The organism is Pseudomonas sp. GW704-F2 (assembly GCF_059423025.1).
On record NZ_JBWKXO010000001.1, the window covers coordinates 331,297 to 353,715 of the forward strand.

27 protein-coding genes are annotated in these 22,419 nt (G+C 55.3%); all 27 read right to left on the reverse strand.

The genetic code is table 11. From position 1 onward, the window contains the following. Nucleotides 1–3 precede the first annotated feature (3 nt). Complete coding sequence (gene rpmD, locus AC07W0_RS01575) at nt 4–180, reverse strand: 50S ribosomal protein L30 (protein WP_003176408.1); 177 nt, start codon at nt 178–180, stop codon at nt 4–6. A 2-nt stretch (nt 181–182) separates the two neighbouring features. Beyond that, entirely contained in the window at nt 183–683 is a 501-nt protein-coding gene (rpsE, locus tag AC07W0_RS01580; RefSeq protein ID WP_003186035.1) for a 30S ribosomal protein S5, read from the reverse strand. Nucleotides 684–686: 3 nt separating this feature from the next. Further along, a complete protein-coding gene (rplR, locus tag AC07W0_RS01585; RefSeq protein WP_003186037.1) occupies nt 687–1,037 on the reverse strand; it encodes a 50S ribosomal protein L18 in 351 nt (116 codons plus the stop codon). Nucleotides 1,038–1,047: 10 nt separating this feature from the next. After that, on the reverse strand, nt 1,048–1,581 hold the full coding sequence (gene rplF / locus AC07W0_RS01590; protein WP_003176412.1) for a 50S ribosomal protein L6: 534 nt from the start codon (nt 1,579–1,581) through the stop codon (nt 1,048–1,050). A 12-nt stretch (nt 1,582–1,593) separates the two neighbouring features. Further along, the gene (gene rpsH, locus AC07W0_RS01595; protein ID WP_017848802.1) at nt 1,594–1,986 is read right to left on the reverse strand and encodes a 30S ribosomal protein S8; all 393 of its coding nucleotides are present in this window, start codon (nt 1,984–1,986) and stop codon (nt 1,594–1,596) included. Between the two features lie 207 nt (nt 1,987–2,193). Continuing rightward, complete coding sequence (rpsN, locus tag AC07W0_RS01600; protein ID WP_003176414.1) at nt 2,194–2,499, reverse strand: 30S ribosomal protein S14; 306 nt, start codon at nt 2,497–2,499, stop codon at nt 2,194–2,196. A 13-nt stretch (nt 2,500–2,512) separates the two neighbouring features. Continuing rightward, nucleotides 2,513–3,052, reverse strand: coding sequence for a 50S ribosomal protein L5 (gene rplE, locus AC07W0_RS01605; protein ID WP_003194642.1), 540 nt, complete (start codon nt 3,050–3,052; stop codon nt 2,513–2,515). Between the two features lie 22 nt (nt 3,053–3,074). Then, entirely contained in the window at nt 3,075–3,389 is a 315-nt protein-coding gene (gene rplX, locus AC07W0_RS01610) for a 50S ribosomal protein L24 (protein ID WP_007896770.1), read from the reverse strand. A gap of 11 nt (nt 3,390–3,400) precedes the next feature. After that, nucleotides 3,401–3,769, reverse strand: a complete 369-nt coding sequence (rplN, locus tag AC07W0_RS01615; protein ID WP_002555479.1) for a 50S ribosomal protein L14 — start codon at nt 3,767–3,769, stop codon at nt 3,401–3,403. Between the two features lie 23 nt (nt 3,770–3,792). Continuing rightward, nucleotides 3,793–4,059, reverse strand: coding sequence for a 30S ribosomal protein S17 (rpsQ, locus tag AC07W0_RS01620; protein ID WP_003176419.1), 267 nt, complete (start codon nt 4,057–4,059; stop codon nt 3,793–3,795). A 2-nt stretch (nt 4,060–4,061) separates the two neighbouring features. Then, a complete protein-coding gene (rpmC, locus tag AC07W0_RS01625; RefSeq protein ID WP_002555481.1) occupies nt 4,062–4,253 on the reverse strand; it encodes a 50S ribosomal protein L29 in 192 nt (63 codons plus the stop codon). After that, nucleotides 4,253–4,666: a 50S ribosomal protein L16 gene (rplP, locus tag AC07W0_RS01630; RefSeq protein WP_003232424.1), complete on the reverse strand. Its 414-nt coding sequence runs from the start codon at nt 4,664–4,666 to the stop codon at nt 4,253–4,255. Before rplP ends, rpmC begins: the two co-directional genes overlap by 1 nt. A gap of 12 nt (nt 4,667–4,678) precedes the next feature. Continuing rightward, a complete protein-coding gene (gene rpsC / locus AC07W0_RS01635) occupies nt 4,679–5,365 on the reverse strand; it encodes a 30S ribosomal protein S3 (protein ID WP_003176422.1) in 687 nt (228 codons plus the stop codon). A gap of 13 nt (nt 5,366–5,378) precedes the next feature. Further along, a complete protein-coding gene (rplV, locus tag AC07W0_RS01640) occupies nt 5,379–5,711 on the reverse strand; it encodes a 50S ribosomal protein L22 (RefSeq protein WP_003103908.1) in 333 nt (110 codons plus the stop codon). Nucleotides 5,712–5,722: 11 nt separating this feature from the next. Beyond that, nucleotides 5,723–5,998 (reverse strand): 30S ribosomal protein S19, encoded by a 276-nt coding sequence (gene rpsS / locus AC07W0_RS01645; RefSeq protein WP_002555486.1) that lies wholly within the window; start codon nt 5,996–5,998, stop codon nt 5,723–5,725. A 16-nt stretch (nt 5,999–6,014) separates the two neighbouring features. Further along, nucleotides 6,015–6,839: a 50S ribosomal protein L2 gene (rplB, locus tag AC07W0_RS01650; RefSeq protein ID WP_003210080.1), complete on the reverse strand. Its 825-nt coding sequence runs from the start codon at nt 6,837–6,839 to the stop codon at nt 6,015–6,017. 14 nt (nt 6,840–6,853) lie between these two features. After that, entirely contained in the window at nt 6,854–7,153 is a 300-nt protein-coding gene (gene rplW / locus AC07W0_RS01655) for a 50S ribosomal protein L23 (RefSeq protein ID WP_002555488.1), read from the reverse strand. Continuing rightward, entirely contained in the window at nt 7,150–7,752 is a 603-nt protein-coding gene (gene rplD, locus AC07W0_RS01660) for a 50S ribosomal protein L4 (RefSeq protein ID WP_003210082.1), read from the reverse strand. Before rplD ends, rplW begins: the two co-directional genes overlap by 4 nt. Before the next feature lie 12 nt (nt 7,753–7,764). Beyond that, the gene (gene rplC, locus AC07W0_RS01665) at nt 7,765–8,400 is read right to left on the reverse strand and encodes a 50S ribosomal protein L3 (RefSeq protein WP_007253310.1); all 636 of its coding nucleotides are present in this window, start codon (nt 8,398–8,400) and stop codon (nt 7,765–7,767) included. Between the two features lie 81 nt (nt 8,401–8,481). Further along, nucleotides 8,482–8,793: a 30S ribosomal protein S10 gene (gene rpsJ, locus AC07W0_RS01670; protein ID WP_003186070.1), complete on the reverse strand. Its 312-nt coding sequence runs from the start codon at nt 8,791–8,793 to the stop codon at nt 8,482–8,484. Nucleotides 8,794–8,951: 158 nt separating this feature from the next. Next, entirely contained in the window at nt 8,952–10,145 is a 1,194-nt protein-coding gene (tuf, locus tag AC07W0_RS01675) for an elongation factor Tu (protein WP_017848801.1), read from the reverse strand. A gap of 30 nt (nt 10,146–10,175) precedes the next feature. Next, nucleotides 10,176–12,281, reverse strand: coding sequence for an elongation factor G (gene fusA / locus AC07W0_RS01680; protein ID WP_017848800.1), 2,106 nt, complete (start codon nt 12,279–12,281; stop codon nt 10,176–10,178). A gap of 30 nt (nt 12,282–12,311) precedes the next feature. Beyond that, nucleotides 12,312–12,782, reverse strand: a complete 471-nt coding sequence (gene rpsG, locus AC07W0_RS01685) for a 30S ribosomal protein S7 (RefSeq protein ID WP_002555493.1) — start codon at nt 12,780–12,782, stop codon at nt 12,312–12,314. Nucleotides 12,783–12,900: 118 nt separating this feature from the next. Next, nucleotides 12,901–13,272, reverse strand: coding sequence for a 30S ribosomal protein S12 (rpsL, locus tag AC07W0_RS01690; RefSeq protein ID WP_002555494.1), 372 nt, complete (start codon nt 13,270–13,272; stop codon nt 12,901–12,903). A gap of 217 nt (nt 13,273–13,489) precedes the next feature. After that, nucleotides 13,490–17,689 (reverse strand): DNA-directed RNA polymerase subunit beta', encoded by a 4,200-nt coding sequence (rpoC, locus tag AC07W0_RS01695; protein ID WP_017848799.1) that lies wholly within the window; start codon nt 17,687–17,689, stop codon nt 13,490–13,492. Nucleotides 17,690–17,753: 64 nt separating this feature from the next. Then, nucleotides 17,754–21,827: a DNA-directed RNA polymerase subunit beta gene (rpoB, locus tag AC07W0_RS01700; RefSeq protein ID WP_017848798.1), complete on the reverse strand. Its 4,074-nt coding sequence runs from the start codon at nt 21,825–21,827 to the stop codon at nt 17,754–17,756. A gap of 219 nt (nt 21,828–22,046) precedes the next feature. After that, nucleotides 22,047–22,412: a 50S ribosomal protein L7/L12 gene (gene rplL, locus AC07W0_RS01705; RefSeq protein WP_017848797.1), complete on the reverse strand. Its 366-nt coding sequence runs from the start codon at nt 22,410–22,412 to the stop codon at nt 22,047–22,049. Nucleotides 22,413–22,419 lie beyond the last annotated feature (7 nt).

A 22,419-nucleotide genomic window follows, 5' to 3' on the forward strand; every position in this document is an offset into this window, starting at 1 on the left:
CGATTAACCCTCGACACGCAGCATGTAGTAAGCCTTGTTGATCATCCCGCGATTCTCGGGAGTATCCTGGACTTCTACAGTGTGACCGATGCGACGCAGACCCAAACCCTTAACGCACAATTTGTGGTTAGGGATGCGGCCGGTCATGCTTTTGATCAGCGTTACTTTAACGGTAGCCATGATCAGAAGATCTCCTTGACGCTTTTGCCACGCTTGGCGGCAATGGATTCAGGAGACTGCATTGCTTTCAAACCCTTGAAAGTGGCGTGAACCACGTTTACTGGGTTAGTCGAGCCGTAGCACTTGGCCAGAACGTTCTGAACGCCAGCAACTTCGAGGACAGCACGCATAGCGCCGCCAGCGATGATACCGGTACCTTCAGAAGCAGGCTGCATGTACACCTTCGAAGCGCCATGGGCGGACTTCATTGCGTACTGCAGAGTGGTGCCGTTCAGATCAACTTGGATCATGTTGCGACGAGCAGCTTCCATTGCCTTCTGGATCGCAGCAGGCACTTCACGTGACTTGCCACGGCCGAAGCCAACGCGCCCTTTACCATCACCCACCACGGTCAACGCGGTGAAAGTGAAGATACGGCCGCCTTTAACGGTTTTGGCTACGCGGTTAACTTGAACCAGCTTCTCAATGTAGCCTTCGTCGCGCTTTTGGTCGTTATTTGACATAACTTAGAACTCCAGCCCAGCTTCACGAGCAGCATCAGCCAGCGCCTTGACGCGACCGTGATACTTGAAGCCAGAGCGGTCGAAAGCCACCTGCGAGACGCCAGCGGCTTTAGCACGCGTAGCGACCAGCTGGCCAACCTTAGTGGCCGCGTCGATGTTGCCGGTGGCACCATCACGCAGTTCTTTATCCAAAGTCGAGGCGCTTGCCAGGACTTTGTTGCCGTCGGCCGAGATGACCTGGGCGTAGATGTGCTGCGACGAGCGGAACACGCAGAGACGCACGACTTCGAGTTCGTGCATTTTCAGGCGTGCTTTGCGAGCGCGACGCAGTCGAGTAACTTTTTTGTCGGTCATTTGCTATGCCCTACTTCTTCTTGGCTTCTTTACGACGGACGACTTCGTCCGCGTAGCGCACACCTTTGCCTTTGTACGGCTCTGGTGGACGGAAGTCGCGGATCTCAGCGGCCACCTGACCTACCAGCTGCTTATCGATGCCCTTGATCAGGATATCGGTTTGGCTAGGGGTCTCAGCGGTGATGCCTTCCGGCAGTTCGTAATCCACTGGGTGCGAGAAGCCAAGGGCCAGGTTCAAAACCGTGCCTTTTGCTTGCGCTTTGTAACCAACACCGACCAGCTGGAGCTTACGCTCGAAGCCTTGGCTTACGCCTTGGACCATGTTGTTTACCAACGCACGCGTGGTACCGGCCATTGCGCGAGTTTGTTGATCGCCATTGCGAGCAGCGAAACGCAGCTCACCAGCTTCTTCAACGATCTCAACGGACGAATGGATGTTCAGTTCAAGAGTACCCTTGGCACCCTTCACCGAAAGCTGTTGGCCTGCGAATTTTACTTCGACACCGGCTGGCAGCTTAACGGGGTTCTTAGCGACGCGAGACATGCTTATCCCCCCTTAGAACACAGTGCAAAGAACTTCGCCGCCGACACCGGCAGCGCGCGCAGCACGATCCGTCATCACACCTTTGTTGGTGGAGACGATAGACACGCCAAGACCGCCACGAACTTTCGGCAGATCTTCAACGGACTTGTACTGACGCAGGCCTGGACGGCTAACGCGCTTCACTTCCTCGATGACCGGACGGCCTTCGAAGTACTTCAGCTCGATGGACAGCAGTGGTTTGATTTCGCTGCTGATCTGATAACCCGCAATGTAGCCTTCGTCTTTCAGGACTTTGGCAACAGCTACCTTCAACGTGGAAGATGGCATGCTTACGACGGACTTTTCAGCCATCTGGGCATTACGGATACGAGTTAGCATGTCCGCTAACGGGTCCTGCATACTCATGGGCTAGACGCTCCTAATACAAAAAAATTAGCCTTGCGGCTACATATGTCGCTGAGTATCTCCGGGCATAGAAAACACGGGCTCAGGCGAGCCGGGTATTCTAGACACACTCCGGAAATGAAACAAGCCCCAAAAGGGGCTTGTTCCAGATTCAAGGTACCGGCGGTCAGTATCTTGCGATTCAGACCGTCCGGACTTTGAAAGTACTTACCAGCTGGCTTTAACCAGACCTGGTACGTCACCACGCATTGCCGCTTCACGCAGTTTGTTACGGCCGAGGCCGAACTTGCGGTAAACGCCGTGTGGACGACCGGTCAGGCGGCAGCGGTTACGCATGCGCGAGGCGCTTGCGTCACGTGGCTGCTTCTGCAGAGCTACTGTGGCTTCCCAACGTGCTTCTGGACTTGCGTTCAGATCAACGATGATTGCTTTCAGTGCTGCACGCTTCTTGGCGTACTTGGCAACCGTGAGCTGACGTTTCAGCTCGCGGTTTTTCATGCTCATCTTGGCCATGGTCCTACTCCAATCAGTTGCGGAACGGGAATTTGAAAGCACGCAACAGGGCGCGACCTTCATCATCGTTCTTGGCAGTGGTGGTCAGGGTGATGTCCAGACCGCGGAGAGCATCGATCTTGTCGTAGTCGATTTCCGGGAAGATGATCTGCTCTTTCACGCCCATGCTGTAGTTACCACGACCATCGAAGGACTTGGCATTCAGGCCGCGGAAGTCGCGGACCCGAGGCAGGGAGATCGACAGCAGACGATCCAGGAATTCATACATACGCTCACGGCGCAGAGTCACTTTGACGCCGATCGGCCAACCTTCACGGACTTTAAAGCCAGCGATGGATTTCCGAGCGTAAGTCACAACGACTTTTTGACCGGTGATCTTTTCCAGGTCAGCAACAGCGTGCTCGATGACTTTTTTGTCGCCGATCGCTTCGCCCAGACCCATGTTCAGGGTGATTTTGGTAACGCGCGGAACTTCCATCACGTTCCCGAGCTTAAGTTCTTCCTTAAGCTTGGGGGCGATTTCCTTCCGGTAAATCTCTTGTAGTCGTGCCATGGTCTTATCTACCTAGCAGTGTTCAAGCATCAACCGCTTTTTGGGTCGACTTGAAGACACGAATTTTCTTACCGTCTTCTACTTTGAAACCAACGCGGTCAGCCTTGTTGGTTTCGCCGTTGAAGATGGCGACGTTAGAAGCGTGCAGTGGCGCTTCTTTCTCGACGATACCGCCTTGTACGCCCGACATAGGGTTAGGCTTGGTATGACGCTTGACCAGGTTCAGACCACCGACGACCAGACGGTCGTCAGCGAGAACCTTCAGCACCTTACCGCGCTTACCTTTGTCTTTGCCGGCGATCACGATGATCTCGTCGTCACGACGAATCTTTTGCATGTCGGATCTCCTTACAGCACTTCTGGGGCGAGCGAGACGATCTTCATGAACTTCTCAGTACGAAGTTCACGGGTCACTGGCCCAAAGATACGGGTGCCGATCGGCTCTTGCTTGTTGTTCAGAAGAACAGCAGCGTTGCCATCAAAGCGGATAATGGAGCCATCTGCACGGCGAACGCCGTGACGAGTGCGGACTACAACAGCAGTCATCACTTGGCCTTTTTTCACTTTACCGCGAGGAATTGCTTCCTTCACGGTAACTTTGATGATGTCACCGATACCAGCGTAACGACGATGGGAGCCACCCAGCACCTTGATGCACATAACACGGCGAGCGCCGCTGTTATCGGCCACATCGAGCATGGATTGAGTCTGAATCATATAATTTCTCCGACCCCTAGTCCTTAGACTTCCACAGCGCGTTCGAGAACATCAACCAGTGCCCAAGACTTGGTCTTGGCCAGCGGACGAGTTTCACGAATAGTGACTTTGTCGCCGATGTGGCACTGGTTGGTTTCGTCGTGCGCGTGCAGCTTAGTCGAACGCTTAACATATTTACCGTAGATCGGGTGCTTAACGCGACGCTCGATCAAAACGGTGATGGTTTTGTCCATCTTGTCGCTGACAACACGGCCAGTCAGCGTACGGACAGTCTTTTCGGCTTCAGCCATGATCACTTACCTGCCTGCTGGTTGAGCACAGTCTTCACGCGAGCGATGTCACGCTTAACTTGCGAGAGCAGATGAGACTGCCCCAACTGGCCAGTTGCTTTCTGCATGCGCAGATTGAACTGGTCGCGCAGCAGGCCGAGCAGTTGCTCGTTCAGCTGCTGTGCGGATTTTTCACGAAGTTCATTCGCTTTCATCACATCACCGTCCGTTTAACAAAGGCGGTGGCGAGCGGCAGCTTTGCAGCAGCCAGGGCAAAAGCCTCACGCGCCAGCTCTTCAGTTACACCCTCGATTTCATACAGGACTTTGCCTGGCTGAATCTGGGCTACCCAGTATTCCACGTTACCCTTACCTTTACCCATCCGAACTTCGAGGGGCTTTTTGGAGATCGGCTTGTCCGGGAATACACGGATCCAGATCTTGCCGCCACGTTTTACGTGACGGGTCAGAGCACGACGCGCTGACTCGATCTGACGAGCGGTGAGACGACCACGAGCTACAGACTTCAGCGCGAATTCGCCGAAGCTGACTTTGCTACCGCGCTGAGCCAGACCACGGTTGTGGCCTGTCATCTGCTTGCGGAACTTCGTACGCTTTGGTTGCAACATTTGGCGTACCCCTTACTTAGCAGCTTTTTTACGAGGCGCTGGTGCTTGTGGTTTCAGTTCTTCTTGGCGACCACCAATTACTTCGCCTTTGAAGATCCAAACCTTTACACCGATCACACCATAAGTGGTGTGAGCTTCGTAGTTGGCATAGTCGATGTCGGCACGCAGGGTGTGCAGTGGCACACGACCTTCGCGATACCATTCAGTACGTGCGATTTCAGCACCGCCGAGACGACCGCTCACTTGGATTTTGATGCCTTTGGCACCAATACGCATGGCGTTCTGTACGGCGCGCTTCATAGCGCGACGGAACATGACGCGACGCTCCAGCTGCTGAGCTACGCTCTGCGCAACCAGCATACCGTCGAGCTCCGGCTTGCGGATCTCTTCGATATTGATGTGCACAGGCACACCCATTTGCTTGGTCAGGTCCTGACGCAGTTTCTCAACATCTTCACCTTTCTTCCCGATAACGATACCTGGACGAGCGGTGTGGATGGTGATACGTGCAGTTTGTGCCGGACGATGGATATCGATACGGCTTACGGACGCGCTTTTTAGTTTGTCTTGGAGATACTCACGCACCTTCAGATCAGCGAACAAATAGTCCGCATAAGTCCGACCGTCTGCGTACCAGACGGAGGTGTGCTCCTTGACGATTCCCAGGCGAATGCCAATGGGATGTACTTTCTGACCCATCTCTTCGACTCCGTTACTTGTCAGCAACCTTGACAGTGATATGGCAAGACCGCTTGACGATGCGATCAGCACGGCCTTTGGCACGCGGCATGATACGCTTCAGCGAACGCCCTTCGTTGACGAAAACGGTGCTGACCTTCAGGTCATCAACGTCTGCGCCTTCGTTATGCTCGGCGTTGGCTACGGCCGACTCCAGCACTTTCTTCATGATCTCGGCGGCTTTCTTACTGCTGAAAGCCAACAGGTTGAGCGCTTCGCCCACCTTCTTCCCGCGGATCTGGTCGGCGACCAAGCGGGCTTTCTGGGCGGAGATTCGAGCGCCCGACAACTTAGCGGCTACTTCCATTTCCTTACCCCTTAACGCTTGGCTTTCTTGTCTGCCACGTGCCCACGATAAGTGCGGGTACCGGCAAACTCGCCTAGTTTGTGGCCGACCATGTCTTCGTTAACGAGAACTGGGACGTGTTGACGACCGTTGTGTACTGCGATGGTCAGACCGACCATTTGTGGCAGGATCATCGAACGACGCGACCAGGTCTTAACTGGTTTGCGATCGTTCTTTTCCGCCGCCACTTCGATCTTCTTCAGTAGGTGAAGATCAATAAAAGGACCTTTTTTCAGAGAACGTGGCACTGTCGTATCCCTCTATTTACTTGCGACGACGGACGATCATTTTGTCGGTACGCTTATTACCACGAGTCTTCGCGCCCTTAGTCGGGAAGCCCCATGGCGATACCGGATGACGACCACCAGAGGTACGACCTTCACCACCACCGTGTGGGTGGTCAACCGGGTTCATGGCAACACCACGAACGGTTGGGCGAACGCCACGCCAGCGTTTGGCACCAGCTTTACCCAGCGAACGCAGGCTGTGCTCGGAGTTCGAGACTTCACCCAGGGTCGCGCGGCATTCAGCCAGCACTTTACGCATCTCACCAGAACGCAGACGCAGGGTCACGTAGACACCTTCACGAGCGATCAGCTGAGCCGAAGCACCAGCGGAACGAGCGATTTGCGCGCCTTTACCTGGCTTCAATTCGATGCCGTGTACGGTGCTACCAACTGGAATGTTACGCAGTTGCAGAGCGTTGCCCGGCTTGATCGGTGCCAGAGCACCTGCGATCAGCTGGTCACCAGCACTCACGCCTTTAGGGGCGATGATGTAGCGACGCTCGCCATCTGCGTACAGCAGCAGAGCGATGTGAGCAGTACGGTTTGGATCGTATTCGATACGCTCGACAGTGGCAGCGATGCCATCTTTGTCGTTGCGACGGAAATCGACCAGACGATAATGCTGTTTATGGCCACCACCGATGTGACGAGTGGTAATGCGACCATTGTTGTTACGACCACCAGTCTTCGATTTCTTCTCGAGCAGCGGTGCGTGAGGAGCGCCTTTATGCAGCTCCTGGTTGACCACCTTGACCACAAAACGGCGGCCAGGGGAAGTCGGTTTGCATTTAACGATTGCCATGATGCACCCCTTCCTTACTCAGCACTGCTGCTGAAATCGAGATCTTGGCCTGGCTGAAGGGAGATAACTGCCTTCTTCCAGTCATTACGCTTGCCCAGACCGCGAGCAGTGCGCTTGCTCTTACCCAGAACATTCAGGGTAGTAACACGCTCTACTTTCACGCTGAACAGGCTTTCGACGGCCTTCTTGATTTCCAGCTTGGTTGCGTCAGTTGCAACCTTGAAAACGAACTGGCCTTTCTTGTCAGCCAGAACCGTAGCCTTTTCGGAAACGTGCGGGCCAAGCAGAACTTTAAATACGCGTTCCTGGTTCATCCCAGCAGCTCCTCGAATTTCTTCACGGCCGACACGGTGATCAACACCTTGTCGTATGCGATCAGACTAACTGGATCGGAACCTTGCACGTCACGTACATCAACGTGTGGCAGGTTGCGAGCAGCCAGGTACAGGTTCTGATCAACAGCTTCAGACACGATCAAGACGTCAGTCAGGCCCATGCCGTTCAGCTTGTTCAGCAGATCTTTGGTTTTCGGTGCTTCAACAGCGAAGTCCTGAACCACGACCAGACGATCAGTACGCACGAGTTCAGCAAGGATGGAGCGCAGTGCTGCGCGGTACATCTTCTTGTTGAGCTTCTGAGTGTGATCCTGCGGACGAGCTGCGAAAGTGGTACCGCCGCCGCGCCAGATTGGGCTACGGATAGTACCGGCACGAGCACGGCCAGTACCTTTCTGACGCCAAGGGCGCTTACCGCCACCACGAACGTCGGAACGGGTCTTTTGCTGCTTGCTACCTTGACGGCCGCCGGCCATGTAGGCCACGACTGCTTGGTGAACGAGCGTCTCGTTGAATTCGCCGCCAAATGTCAGTTCGGAAACTTCGATCGCTTGAGCGTCATTTACATTTAATTGCATGTCAGCTTCCCCTTAACCGCGAGCCTTGGCCGCTGGACGTACAACCAGGTTGCCGCCAGTAGCGCCAGGAACAGCACCCTTGACCAACAACAGATTGCGTTCAGCGTCGACGCGCACTACTTCGAGGGACTGCACGGTCACGCGCTCAGCGCCCATATGACCGGACATTTTTTTGCCCTTGAATACACGACCAGGAGTCTGGCACTGGCCAATAGAGCCCGGGACGCGGTGGGAAACGGAGTTACCGTGAGTGTTGTCTTGGCCACGGAAATTCCAACGCTTGATCGTACCCTGGAAGCCTTTACCCTTGGACTGACCGGTTACATCAACCAGTTGACCAGCGGCGAAGATTTCAGCGTTGATCAGATCGCCAGCCTGGTAGTCGCCTTCTTCAAGACGGAACTCCATAACAGTGCGACCAGCTGCAACGTTTGCTTTAGCGAAGTGACCTGCTTGAGCAGCAGTCACGCGCGAAGCACGACGCTCGCCGACAGTGACTTGCACTGCACGATAGCCATCGGTTTCTTCAGTTTTGAACTGGGTGACGCGATTCGGTTCGATCTCAATGACCGTGACCGGAATGGAGACACCTTCTTCGGTGAAAATACGGGTCATACCGCATTTACGACCGACTACACCAATAGTCATGTTGTAAACCTCATGAGTGTACGGGGCTTTCACCCGCTATGGCCGCCCATTTCAGAGCGTTACACGACTAAGACCCAAGTCTTAGCCGAGGCTGATCTGTACTTCCACACCGGCCGCCAGATCAAGCTTCATAAGTGCATCAACGGTTTTATCCGTTGGCTGGACGATGTCCAGTACGCGCTTATGAGTACGGATCTCGTACTGGTCACGCGCGTCTTTGTTGACGTGCGGGGAGACCAGAACGGTGAACCGCTCTTTACGGGTAGGCAGTGGAATTGGACCACGCACTTGAGCACCAGTACGTTTCGCGGTTTCCACGATTTCCTGGGTGGATTGGTCGATCAGGCGATGGTCAAAAGCCTTCAACCTGATACGGATTTGCTGATTTTGCATTGGATTTCAGACTCCGGCTGCTATTCCCAGCGAGCGCAATACGCCCGTTAAAAGGAGGCGCAATTCTATAGACGCCCCAGATAGGTGTCAACCCAATAAAAAAAGCCCCCGCTGAGCGGGGGCTTTTTCAAAACCTCGAAGCTAACTCAAAAAAGAGCTTACTCGATGATTTTAGCTACAACGCCAGCACCAACGGTACGGCCGCCTTCACGGATAGCGAAGCGCAGACCGTCTTCCATTGCGATGGTTTTGATCAGGGTAACAGTCATTTGAATGTTATCACCTGGCATTACCATTTCAACGCCTTCTGGCAGTTCGCAGTTACCAGTCACGTCAGTAGTACGGAAGTAGAACTGTGGACGGTAGCCTTTGAAGAACGGAGTGTGACGACCGCCTTCTTCCTTGCTCAGAACGTAAACTTCTGCGGTGAACTTGGTGTGCGGCTTAACGGTACCTGGCTTAACCAGAACCTGACCACGTTCAACGTCATCACGCTTGGTGCCGCGCAGCAGTACGCCACAGTTCTCGCCAGCACGACCTTCGTCGAGCAGCTTGCGGAACATTTCAACACCGGTGCAAGTGGTAACGGTGGTGTCACGCAGACCAACGATTTCCAGTGGGTCTTGAACGCGAACGATACCACGTTCGATACGACCAGTCACAACAGTACCGCGACCCGAGATCGAGAATACGTCTTCGATTGGCATCAGGAATGGCTTGTCGGTCAGACGAACTGGTTCTGGGATGTAGCTGTCCAGAGTTTCAACCAGTTTACGAACGGCAGTGGTGCCCATTTCGTTGTCGTCTTTGCCTTCCAGCGCCATACGAGCAGAACCGATGATGATCGGAGTGTCGTCGCCTGGGAAGTCGTAAGTGCTCAGCAGATCGCGCACTTCCATCTCAACCAGTTCCAGCAGCTCAGCGTCGTCTACCAGGTCAGCCTTGTTCAGGAAAACCACGATGTACGGAACGCCTACCTGACGGGACAGCAGGATGTGCTCACGGGTTTGTGGCATCGGACCATCAGCGGCCGAGCAAACCAGGATCGCGCCGTCCATCTGGGCAGCACCAGTGATCATGTTCTTCACATAGTCAGCGTGACCTGGGCAGTCAACGTGAGCGTAGTGACGAATCTTCGAGTTGTACTCGACGTGCGCGGTGTTGATGGTGATACCACGAGCTTTTTCTTCTGGTGCGCTGTCGATTTTATCGAAATCAACGATTGCGGAACCGAATACTTCGGAGCAAACGCGAGTCAGAGCAGCAGTCAGAGTGGTTTTACCGTGGTCAACGTGACCGATGGTGCCAACGTTGACGTGCGGTAGGGAACGATCAAATTTTTCTTTAGCCACGACAATTAACTCCTTGCCTAAAGGACTGAATCAGCCTTGTTTTTTGGATACAGTTTCAGCGATGTGCGCCGGAGCTGTGTTGTATTTTTTGAATTCCATAGAGTAGCTTGCGCGACCCTGGGACATGGAGCGAACGTCGGTCGCATAACCGAACATCTCACCCAACGGAACCTCGGCGCGAATCACTTTGCCGGAAACCGTGTCTTCCATACCCAAGATCATGCCGCGACGACGGTTAAGGTCGCCCATGACATCACCCATATAGTCTTCAGGTGTAACAACTTCTACCGCCATGATTGGCTCAAGCAACTCACCACCGCCCTTCTGGGCCAGTTGCTTGGTTGCCATGGAAGCAGCCACCTTGAACGCCATCTCGTTGGAGTCGACGTCGTGGTAAGAACCGTCAAAAACGGTTGCTTTCAGGCCGATCAGCGGATAGCCGGCGACAACACCGTTCTTCATCTGCTCTTCGATACCCTTCTGGATAGCAGGGATGTATTCCTTAGGAACAACACCACCTACTACTTCGTTCACGAATTGCAGACCTTCCTGACCTTCGTCAGCAGGAGCAAAACGGATCCAGCAGTGACCGAACTGACCACGACCGCCGGACTGACGAACGAACTTGCCTTCGATTTCACAGTTCTTCGTGATGCGCTCACGATAGGAAACCTGAGGCTTACCGATGTTGGCTTCGACGTTGAACTCACGGCGCATCCGGTCAACCAGGATGTCCAGGTGCAACTCGCCCATGCCGGAGATGATCGTTTGACCAGTCTCTTCATCAGTCTTGACGCGGAAAGATGGATCTTCCTGAGCAAGTTTGCCCAGAGCGATACCCATTTTTTCCTGGTCATCCTTGGTCTTAGGCTCTACGGCAACCGAAATAACCGGCTCCGGGAAGTCCATACGAACCAGGATGATTGGCTTAGCAGCGTCGCACAAAGTTTCACCAGTGGTGACGTCCTTCATGCCGATCAGGGCCGCGATGTCACCAGCGCGCACTTCCTTGATCTCTTCACGGGCGTTTGCGTGCATTTGCACCATACGACCCACGCGCTCTTTCTTACCTTTAACCGAGTTGATCACGCCGTCGCCGGAGGCCAACACGCCCGAGTAAACGCGGACGAAAGTCAAGGTACCCACGAATGGGTCGGTTGCGATCTTGAACGCCAGAGCCGAGAACGGCTCGCTGTCATCGGCGTGACGCTCCATCTCTTCTTCCTCGTTATCAGGGTTGGTACCCTTGATAGCAGGAATGTCGGTTGGAGCAGGCAGGTAGTCGATAACGGCGTCGAGAACCAGGGGAACACCCTTGTTCTTGAAGGAAGAACCACAAACAGCCAAGACGATCTCACCAGCGATAGTACGCTGACGCAGAGCGGCCTTGATTTCCGCGTTGGTGAGTTCTTCACCTTCGAGGTACTTGTTCATCAGCTCTTCGCTGGCTTCGGCAGCAGCCTCAACCATGTTGTTACGCCACTCGTCAGCCAGCTCCTGCAGTTCAGCAGGGATAGGCTTACGAACAGGAACCATACCTTTGTCGGCGTCATTCCAGTAGACGGCTTCCATGGCGATCAGATCGATCTGGCCCTGGAAGTTATCTTCGGAACCGATTGCCAATTGAATTGGCACCGGAGTGTGACCCAGACGCTGCTTGATCTGACCGATCACGCGCAGGAAGTTGGCACCAGCACGGTCCATCTTGTTTACGTAAACAAGACGTGGAACGCCGTATTTGTTGGCTTGACGCCATACGGTTTCCGACTGAGGCTCAACACCCGAGGTACCGCAGAACACAACGACAGCGCCGTCGAGCACACGCAGGGAACGTTCAACTTCAATGGTGAAGTCTACGTGGCCTGGGGTATCGATAACGTTGAAGCGGTGCTCGTCTTTGTACTGCTTCTCGGAACCTTTCCAGAAGGCGGTAATAGCAGCAGAAGTAATGGTAATACCACGCTCCTGCTCCTGAACCATCCAGTCTGTGGTCGCGGCGCCGTCATGCACCTCGCCCATCTTGTGACTTTTGCCGGTGTAAAAAAGGACGCGCTCGGTGGTGGTGGTTTTACCAGCATCCACGTGAGCAACGATACCAATGTTACGGTAGCGATTAATCGGTGTAGTACGAGCCATAAAGCCCTCGCAAATTGAGTGACGCTGGATTTAGAAGCGGTAGTGCGAGAAAGCCTTGTTAGCTTCAGCCATACGGTGCACGTCTTCACGCTTCTTAACAGCAGCGCCTTTACCTTCAGCAGCGTCCAACAGTTCGCCAGCCAAACGCAGAGCCATAGACTTCTCGCCACGCTTACGGGCGAAGTCTACCAACCAGCGCATTGCCAGGGCGTTACGACGGGACGGACGAACTTCAACCGGAACCTGGTAAGTAGCACCGCCTACACGGCGCGACTTCACTTCGACCAGCGGAGCGATGGCGTCGAGAGCTTTCTCGAAGATTTCCAGGGGGTCGCTGTTCTTGCGTTCTTTAACCTTTTCCAGCGCGCCATAAACGATACGCTCGGCAACGGCTTTCTTGCCGCTTTCCATCACGTGGTTCATGAACTTGGCCAGGATTTGGCTTCCGTATTTTGGATCGTCAAGCACTTCGCGCTTGGCTGCTACGCGTCTTCTTGGCATGGATAAGCCCTCAAACGGTCTTCAGGTTCGCTCGGAATCGGTGCCCTTTCGGGACGCCTCCGACCTTACTCTTATCGACTCAGAAAATAAGATGATTCAGTTTTACAAAAAGCCGCTACTACTTAGGCTTCTTGGTACCGTACTTCGAACGACCCTGGTTACGACCTTTAACGCCGGAAGTATCCAAGGAGCCGCGTACGGTGTGGTAACGAACACCTGGCAAGTCTTTTACACGACCGCCGCGGATCAGTACCACGCTGTGCTCTTGCAGGTTGTGGCCTTCACCGCCGATGTACGAGGAAACCTCGAAACCGTTGGTCAGACGCACACGGCATACTTTACGCAGTGCCGAGTTAGGTTTTTTCGGCGTAGTGGTATACACGCGAGTGCATACGCCACGACGTTGCGGGCAGTTCTGCAGCGCAGGTACGTCGGATTTCTCGACGATACGCTTACGCGGCTGACGTACCAGCTGGTTGATAGTTGCCATCTACTAGCTCCACTGTTGTCTTGCGACGCTATTGTCTTGCAAGAAAAGCAAAATGGCAGGAACGAATTCCCGCCAAATTTAGGGGTACAAGAGTCTAAAGAGGATCTTGCCCCCAGTCAAGGCAAGGCCCCGACCTCCCCTCTCAACGAACCGGGGCAAAACTGCCTCGATCCGACGAATGGGGGCTGCCAGGGCCCAGACTTATTTATCGCAGAACTCAGTTACCGCTTGAGTTCAGCGCTTCGGTCAGTGCAGCTTCCACTTCACTGGCGCTTACGCGCAACGGCTTGTCAGCGTCACGGCGGCGCTTGCGCTCGCTGTGGTAAGCCAAACCGGTACCGGCTGGGATCAGACGACCCACAACCACGTTTTCTTTCAGGCCGCGCAGGTAATCGCGCTTGCCGGTTACCGCTGCTTCGGTCAGTACGCGAGTGGTCTCCTGGAAGGAGGCCGCCGAGATGAACGACTCAGTGGACAACGACGCCTTGGTGATACCCAGCAGTACACGAGTAAATTTGGAAACAAATTTCTCGTCGGCTGCCAGACGTTCGTTTTCTACCAGTACGTGAGTCAGTTCCATCTGGTCGCCCTTGATGAAACTGGAATCGCCGGATTCAGCGATTTCAACTTTACGCAGCATCTGACGCAGGATGGTCTCGATGTGCTTATCGTTGATCTTCACGCCTTGCAGACGGTAAACGTCCTGGATCTCGTTAACGATGTACTTGGCCAGCGCACTCACACCCAGCAGACGCAGGATGTCGTGTGGATCGCTCGGACCGTCGGAGATAACTTCGCCGCGGTTTACCTGTTCGCCTTCGAACACGTTCAGGTGACGCCACTTCGGAATCAGCTCTTCATACGGATCGCTACCGTCGTTCGGGGTAATGACCAGACGGCGCTTGCCCTTGGTCTCTTTACCGAACGCGATGGTGCCGCTGACTTCAGCCAGAATCGACGCTTCTTTCGGACGACGAGCTTCGAACAAGTCGGCAACACGCGGCAGACCACCGGTGATGTCACGGGTCTTCGAAGTCTCTTGCGGGATACGCGCGATAACGTCACCGATCGCGATCTTCGCACCATCCGCTACACCGACCAGGGCGTTGGCTGGCAGGAAGTACTGAGCGATTACGTCAGTGCCTGGCAGCAACAGATCCTTGCCGTTGTCATCGACCATCTTCACGGCAGGACGGATGTCTTTACCGGCAGCTGGACGATCTTTCGCGTCGAGGACTTCAATGTTGGTCATACCGGTCAATTCGTCAGTCTGACGCTTGATCGTGATGCCTTCTTCCATGCCCACGTAGGTCACGGTACCTTTCATTTCGGTAACGATTGGGTGAGTGTGCGGATCCCACTTGGCCACGATTGCGCCAGCGTCGACCTTGTCACCTTCTTTAACCGAAATCACAGCACCATACGGCAGCTTGTAGCGCTCACGCTCACGACCGTAGTCATCAGCGATTGCCAGCTCACCGGAACGGGACACCGCAACCAGGCAACCATCCACTCGCTCAACGTGCTTGAGGTTGTGCAGGCGGACGGTACCGCCATTCTTCACCTGAACGCTGTCGGCTGCGGAGGTCCGGCTTGCCGCACCACCGATGTGGAATGTACGCATGGTCAGCTGGGTACCCGGCTCACCGATGGACTGGGCAGCGATAACGCCGACCGCTTCACCGATGTTCACCTGGTGACCACGAGCCAAGTCACGGCCATAGCACTTGGCGCAAATGCCGAAGCGGGTTTCGCAGCTGATCGGCGAACGAACGATCACTTCGTCGATGCTGTTGAGTTCGATGAACTCGACCCACTTCTCGTCAACCAGGGTGCCGGCAGGAACGATAATTTCCTCGGTACCCGGCTTGAATACGTCACGGGCAATAACACGGCCCAATACGCGCTCACCCAGCGGCTCTACAACGTCACCGCCTTCAATGTGCGGTGTCATCAGCAGGCCGTGCTCGGTGCCGCAATCGATCTCGGTTACAACCAGATCTTGTGCAACGTCTACCAGACGACGAGTCAGGTAACCGGAGTTAGCGGTTTTCAACGCGGTATCCGCCAGACCTTTACGAGCACCGTGAGTAGAGATGAAGTACTGAAGTACGCTCAAACCTTCACGGAAGTTCGCAGTAATCGGCGTTTCGATGATGGAACCGTCCGGCTTGGCCATCAGGCCACGCATACCGGCGAGCTGACGGATCTGCGCAGCAGAACCCCGTGCGCCCGAGTCGGCCATCATGTACATCGAGTTGAAAGACTCTTGATCGACTTCTACGCCATGACGGTCGATAACCTTCTCTTTCGAGAGGTTAGCCATCATCGCCTTCGACACTTCGTCGTTGGCCTTGGACCAAAGGTCGATCACTTTGTTGTACTTCTCGCCCTGGGTTACCAGGCCGGAGGCGTACTGGCTTTCGATCTCTTTCACTTCATCGGTGGCAGCACTGATGATGCGGGCTTTTTCATCCGGGATAACGAAGTCGTTAACACCGATGGAAACGCCGGAAATGGTCGAATAGGCAAAACCGGTGTACATCAACTGGTCAGCGAAGATCACGGTCTCTTTCAGACCAACCACGCGGTAGCACTGGTTGATCAGCTTGGAGATCGCCTTTTTCTTCATCGGCAGGTTGACGACGTCGTAAGACAAACCTTTTGGCACAACCTGGTACAACAGCGCACGGCCGACAGTGGTGTCGACGATACGGACATTGCTCACGCTGCCGCCGTCACGGTCGTTCACGGTTTCGTGAATCCGCACTTTGACCTTGGCGTGCAGTGCGGCTTCGCCGGCACGGAACACACGGTCAACTTCCTGCAGGTCAGCGAACACACGACCTTCGCCCTTGGCGTTGATCGCTTCACGGGTCATGTAGTACAGACCCAATACAACGTCCTGCGACGGAACGATGATTGGCTCACCGTTGGCTGGCGACAGGATGTTGTTGGTCGACATCATCAACGCACGCGCTTCCAACTGGGCTTCCAGTGTCAGCGGTACGTGCACGGCCATTTGGTCGCCGTCGAAGTCGGCGTTGTACGCAGCACAGACCAGAGGGTGCAGCTGGATAGCCTTACCTTCGATCAGTACCGGTTCAAACGCCTGGATACCCAGACGGTGAAGGGTCGGCGCACGGTTGAGGAGAACCGGGTGTTCGCGGATCACTTCAGCGAGAACGTCCCAAACCTCTGGCAGTTCGCGCTCGACCATTTTCTTGGCCGCTTTGATCGTGGTCGCGAGACCGCGCATTTCCAGCTTGCCAAAGATGAACGGCTTGAACAGCTCAAGGGCCATCTTCTTAGGCAGACCGCACTGGTGCAGACGCAGGGTCGGGCCTACGGTAATTACCGAACGACCGGAGTAGTCAACACGCTTACCGAGCAAGTTCTGACGGAAACGACCTTGCTTACCCTTGATCATGTCAGCCAGGGATTTCAGAGGACGCTTGTTCGAACCGGTGATAGCGCGGCCACGACGACCGTTGTCGAGCAGGGCATCGACGGCTTCTTGCAACATACGCTTTTCGTTGCGCACGATGATGTCCGGAGCGGACAGATCGAGCAGGCGCTTCAAGCGGTTGTTACGGTTGATCACGCGGCGGTACAGGTCGTTGAGGTCGGACGTCGCGAAACGACCACCGTCCAACGGTACCAGCGGACGCAGGTCTGGCGGCAGAACCGGCAGAACGGTCAGCACCATCCACTCTGGCAAGTTGCCGGAACCCTGGAAGGCTTCCATCAACTTCAGACGCTTGGACAGCTTCTTGATTTTGGTTTCGGAGTTGGTTTGCGGAATTTCTTCACGCAGACGGCCAATCTCGTGTTCCAGGTCGATAGCGTGCAGCAGTTCGCGGACAGCTTCGGCACCCATGCGGGCATCGAAATCGTCGCCAAACTCTTCCAGCGCTTCGAAGTACTGCTCGTCGTTCAGCAGCTGACCTTTTTCAAGGGTGGTCATGCCTGGATCGATAACGACATAGCTCTCGAAGTAGAGAACGCGTTCGATATCACGCAGGGTCATGTCCATCAGCAAGCCGATACGGGACGGCAGCGATTTCAGGAACCAGATATGGGCAACCGGCGAAGCCAGTTCGATGTGCGCCATGCGCTCACGACGAACCTTGGCCAGTGCAACTTCAACGCCGCACTTCTCGCAGATCACACCACGGTGCTTCAAGCGCTTGTACTTACCGCACAGGCACTCGTAATCCTTTACCGGGCCAAAGATCTTGGCGCAGAACAGGCCGTCACGCTCGGGTTTGAACGTACGGTAGTTGATGGTTTCCGGCTTTTTAACTTCACCGAACGACCACGAACGGATCATCTCAGGCGATGCCAGTCCAATACGGATGGCGTCGAACTCTTCGACTTGACCCTGGTTTTTCAGCAAATTCAGTAGGTCTTTCAAGGCCTTTCCTCCTGGCGGAGCAGAGAGCGGGCCAAATAGCCCCGCTCTCGATTCGCGTCACGTGTTATTCGGTTTCCAGATCGATATCGATGCCGAGGGAACGAATTTCTTTGATCAACACGTTGAAGGACTCGGGCATGCCCGGCTCCATACGGTGATCGCCGTCCACGATGTTTTTGTACATCTTGGTCCGACCGTTCACATCGTCCGACTTCACTGTGAGCATTTCTTGCAGAGTGTAAGCAGCACCGTATGCTTCCAGTGCCCAGACCTCCATCTCCCCGAAACGCTGACCACCGAACTGAGCCTTACCACCCAGCGGCTGCTGGGTAACCAGGCTGTACGAACCGGTAGAACGAGCGTGCATCTTGTCGTCTACCAAGTGGTTCAGCTTCAGCATGTACATGTAGCCAACAGTAACCGGGCGCTCGAACTTGTTGCCGGTGCGGCCGTCGAACAGTTGCATCTGGCCGCTTTCGGGCAGGTCTGCCAGTTTCAGCATGGCCTTGATTTCGCTTTCCTTGGCACCGTCGAACACCGGGGTAGCCATTGGAACGCCGCCGCGCAGGTTCTTCGCCAGATCCAGGATTTCCTGGTCGGAGAAGGTATCCAGCTCTTCTTTGCGGCCGCCGATCTCGTTGTAGATCTCGTGCAGGAACTTGCGCAGGTCAGCAACCTTGCGCTGCTCTTCGATCATACGGTTGATCTTCTCGCCCAGACCTTTGGCCGCGAGGCCCAGGTGGGTTTCGAGGATCTGACCAACGTTCATACGCGAAGGTACGCCCAACGGGTTGAGGACGACGTCGACCGGGGTGCCATTGGCATCGTGCGGCATGTCTTCAACCGGCATGATCACGGAGACCACACCCTTGTTACCGTGACGACCGGCCATCTTGTCGCCCGGTTGGATGCGGCGACGGATTGCCAGGTAGACCTTGACGATTTTCAGCACGCCTGGAGCCAGGTCATCGCCCTGCTGCAGTTTGCGCTTCTTGTCTTCGAACTTGTCGTCCAGCAGACGGCGGCGATCGACGATGTAGGCCTGGGCCTTCTCGAGCTGCTCGTTCAGAGCGTCTTCAGCCATGCGCAGTTTGAACCACTGGCCGTGCTCAAGACCATCGAGGACTTCGTCGGTGATGTCCTGACCTTTCTTCAGGCCCGCGCCGCCTTCGGCCTTGTGGCCTACCAGAGCGGAACGCAGACGTTCGAAGGTCGCGCCTTCAACGATACGGAACTCTTCGTTCAGGTCCTTGCGGATCTCGTCGAGCTGGGTCTTCTCGATGGACAGTGCACGAGCATCACGCTCAACGCCGTCACGGGTGAAGACCTGTACGTCGATGACAGTACCTTTGGTACCGGTCGGTACGCGCAGGGAGGTGTCTTTAACGTCGCTGGCTTTTTCACCGAAGATGGCACGCAACAGCTTCTCTTCCGGAGTCAGTTGGGTCTCGCCTTTCGGAGTGACCTTACCGACCAGGATGTCGCCTGCGCCAACTTCAGCACCTACGTAAACGATACCGGCTTCGTCCAGCTTGTTCAGTGCAGCTTCACCCACGTTCGGGATGTCTGCAGTGATTTCCTCTGGCCCAAGCTTGGTATCACGCGCCACACAGGTCAGTTCCTGGATGTGGATCGTGGTGAAGCGGTCTTCTTGAACCACACGCTCGGACAGGCAGATGGAGTCTTCGAAGTTGAAGCCGTTCCACGCCATGAACGCGATACGCATGTTCTGGCCCAGTGCCAGTTCACCCATGTCGGTGGACGGGCCGTCAGCCATGATGTCGCTACGCTGAACGCGATCACCCTTACGCACCAGCGGACGCTGGTTGATGCAGGTGTTCTGGTTCGAGCGGGTGTATTTGGTCAGGTTGTAGATGTCGACACCGGCTTCGCCAGTTTCAACTTCGTCATCGGCAACACGCACCACGATACGGCTGGCATCAACGGAGTCGATCACGCCGCCACGACGAGCCACGACGCAAACGCCGGAGTCACGGGCTACGTTACGCTCCATGCCGGTACCTACCAGCGGCTTGTCAGCACGCAGGGTCGGTACAGCTTGACGCTGCATGTTGGAACCCATCAACGCACGGTTGGCGTCATCGTGTTCCAGGAACGGGATCAGCGACGCGGCGACCGAAACTACCTGCTTGGGCGATACGTCCATCAAGGTGACGTCTTCCGGCGCCTTGACGGTGAACTCGTTCAAGTGACGAACAGCTACCAGCTCGTCGACCAGGACTTTCTTCTCGTTCATCGTGGCCGAAGCCTGAGCGATCACGTGATCGGCTTCTTCGATGGCGGACAGGAATACGATCTCGTCGGTGACCAGAGCGTCTTTCACCACACGGTACGGGCTCTCAAGGAAGCCGTACTGGTTGGTGCGCGCATAGGCGGCCAGGGAGTTGATCAGACCGATGTTCGGACCTTCCGGCGTTTCGATCGGGCAAACACGACCGTAGTGCGTCGGGTGTACGTCACGGACTTCGAAGCCAGCACGCTCACGGGTCAGACCGCCCGGGCCCAGTGCAGATACACGGCGCTTGTGGGTGATCTCGGAGAGCGGGTTGTTCTGGTCCATGAACTGCGAGAGCTGGCTGGAACCGAAGAACTCTTTCACCGCCGCAGCCACTGGCTTGGCGTTGATCAAGTCTTGCGGCATCAGGCCTTCGCTTTCAGCCATCGACAGACGCTCTTTGACCGCACGCTCAACACGTACCAGGCCAACGCGGAACTGGTTCTCGGCCATTTCGCCTACGCAGCGAACACGACGGTTACCCAGGTGGTCGATGTCATCGACGATGCCTTTGCCGTTACGGATGTCGACCAGAGTCTTCAGGACCGCAACGATGTCTTCCTTGCACAGCACGCCCGAACCTTCGATCTCGGTACGACCGATACGACGGTTGAACTTCATCCGGCCGACCGCAGACAGGTCATAGCGCTCAGGGCTGAAGAACAGGTTGTTGAACAGGGTTTCGGCAGCGTCTTTGGTCGGTGGCTCGCCAGGACGCATCATGCGATAGATCTCGACCAGCGCTTCCAATTGGTTGCTGGTGGAGTCGATCTTCAGGGTGTCGGAGACGAACGGACCGCAGTCGATATCGTTGGTGTACAAGGTCTCGATGCGAACAACCTGGGCCTTGGCGATTTTTGCCAGGATCTCGGTGTTCAGCTCGGTGTTGCACTCAGCCAGGATTTCGCCTGTGGCCGGGTGAACGATGACCTTGGCGGTCGTGCGACCCAGGACGTAGTCCAGAGGCACTTCCAGCGACTTGATACCGGCTTTTTCGATCTGGTTGATGTGGCGCGCAGTGATACGGCGGCCGGCTTCAACGATGACCTTGCCATTTTCGTCCTGGATATCCAGGACAGCAATTTCACCACGCAGACGCGAAGCGATCAGTTCCAGGCTGAGGGTTTCGTCCTTCAGGCTGAACACGTTGGTGGTGTAGAAAGCATCAAGCACTTGCTCAGTGGTATAGCCGAGCGCGCGCAGCAGTACCGAGGCCGGCAGCTTGCGACGACGGTCGATACGCACGAACACGCAGTCTTTCGGGTCGAACTCGAAGTCCAACCACGAACCACGGTACGGAATGATCCGCGCGGAGTACAGGAGCTTACCGGAGCTGTGCGTCTTGCCGCGGTCGTGGTCGAAGAACACGCCCGGGGAACGGTGCAGCTGGGAAACGATAACACGCTCGGTACCGTTGATAACGAAGGTACCGTTTTCAGTCATCAGTGGGATTTCGCCCATGTAGACTTCTTGCTCTTTGATGTCCTTGATCGCTTTGTTCGACGATTCTTTGTCGAAAATGATCAGACGGACTTTTACCCGCAAAGGTACGGCGTACGTAACACCGCGCAACACGCATTCTTTGACATCAAATGCCGGTTCGCCCAGGCGATAACCGACGTACTCCAGCGCAGCATTGCCGGAGTAGCTGATGATCGGGAAAACGGATTTGAAGGCCGCATGCAGGCCCACGTCGCGGAACTGATCTTTGGTCGCTCCCGCCTGCAAGAATTCACGATACGAATCCAGCTGGATAGCCAGAAGGTACGGGACATCCATGACGTCCGGCAACTTGCTAAAGTCCTTGCGGATACGTTTTTTCTCAGTATATGAGTAAGCCATCAGCGTTCCCCAGCTTGGTCACCTGCTTGTTTGGCCCTCCCGACGGGAGCAGCCAGAAAATCTTGCAAACCCCTTGGTTTGCACCACCGCACCGGGTGGCTACAGCACGTTAATGGCGGCGACCGAGTCGACAGCCAAGAACGGAAAAAGGCCGGTGGCAAGAGCCACCAGCCATCAGCCTTCAGCTTAACGCTTGGGCTGGAGACGCAAGGTCGATGCTTACTTCAGCTCGACTTTAGCGCCTGCTTCTTCCAGAGTTGCTTTGGCTTTGTCAGCTGCGTCTTTGGCAACAGCTTCCAGAACCATGGCAGGAGCGCCGTCAACTACAGCCTTGGCTTCTTTCAGGCCCAGACCGGTCAGTTCACGAACTGCCTTGATCACGTTTACTTTCTTCTCGCCAGCTTCCAGCAGCATGACGTTGAATTCGGTTTGCTCTTCAGCAACAGCAGCAACAGCGGCTGGGCCAGCGGAAGCAGCGGCAGCAGAAACGCCGAATTTTTCTTCGAAAGCTTTGATCAGCTCAACAACCTGCAGAACCGACATTTCAGCTACGGCGTTGAGGATATCTTCTTGGGAGATAGACATTACTGTA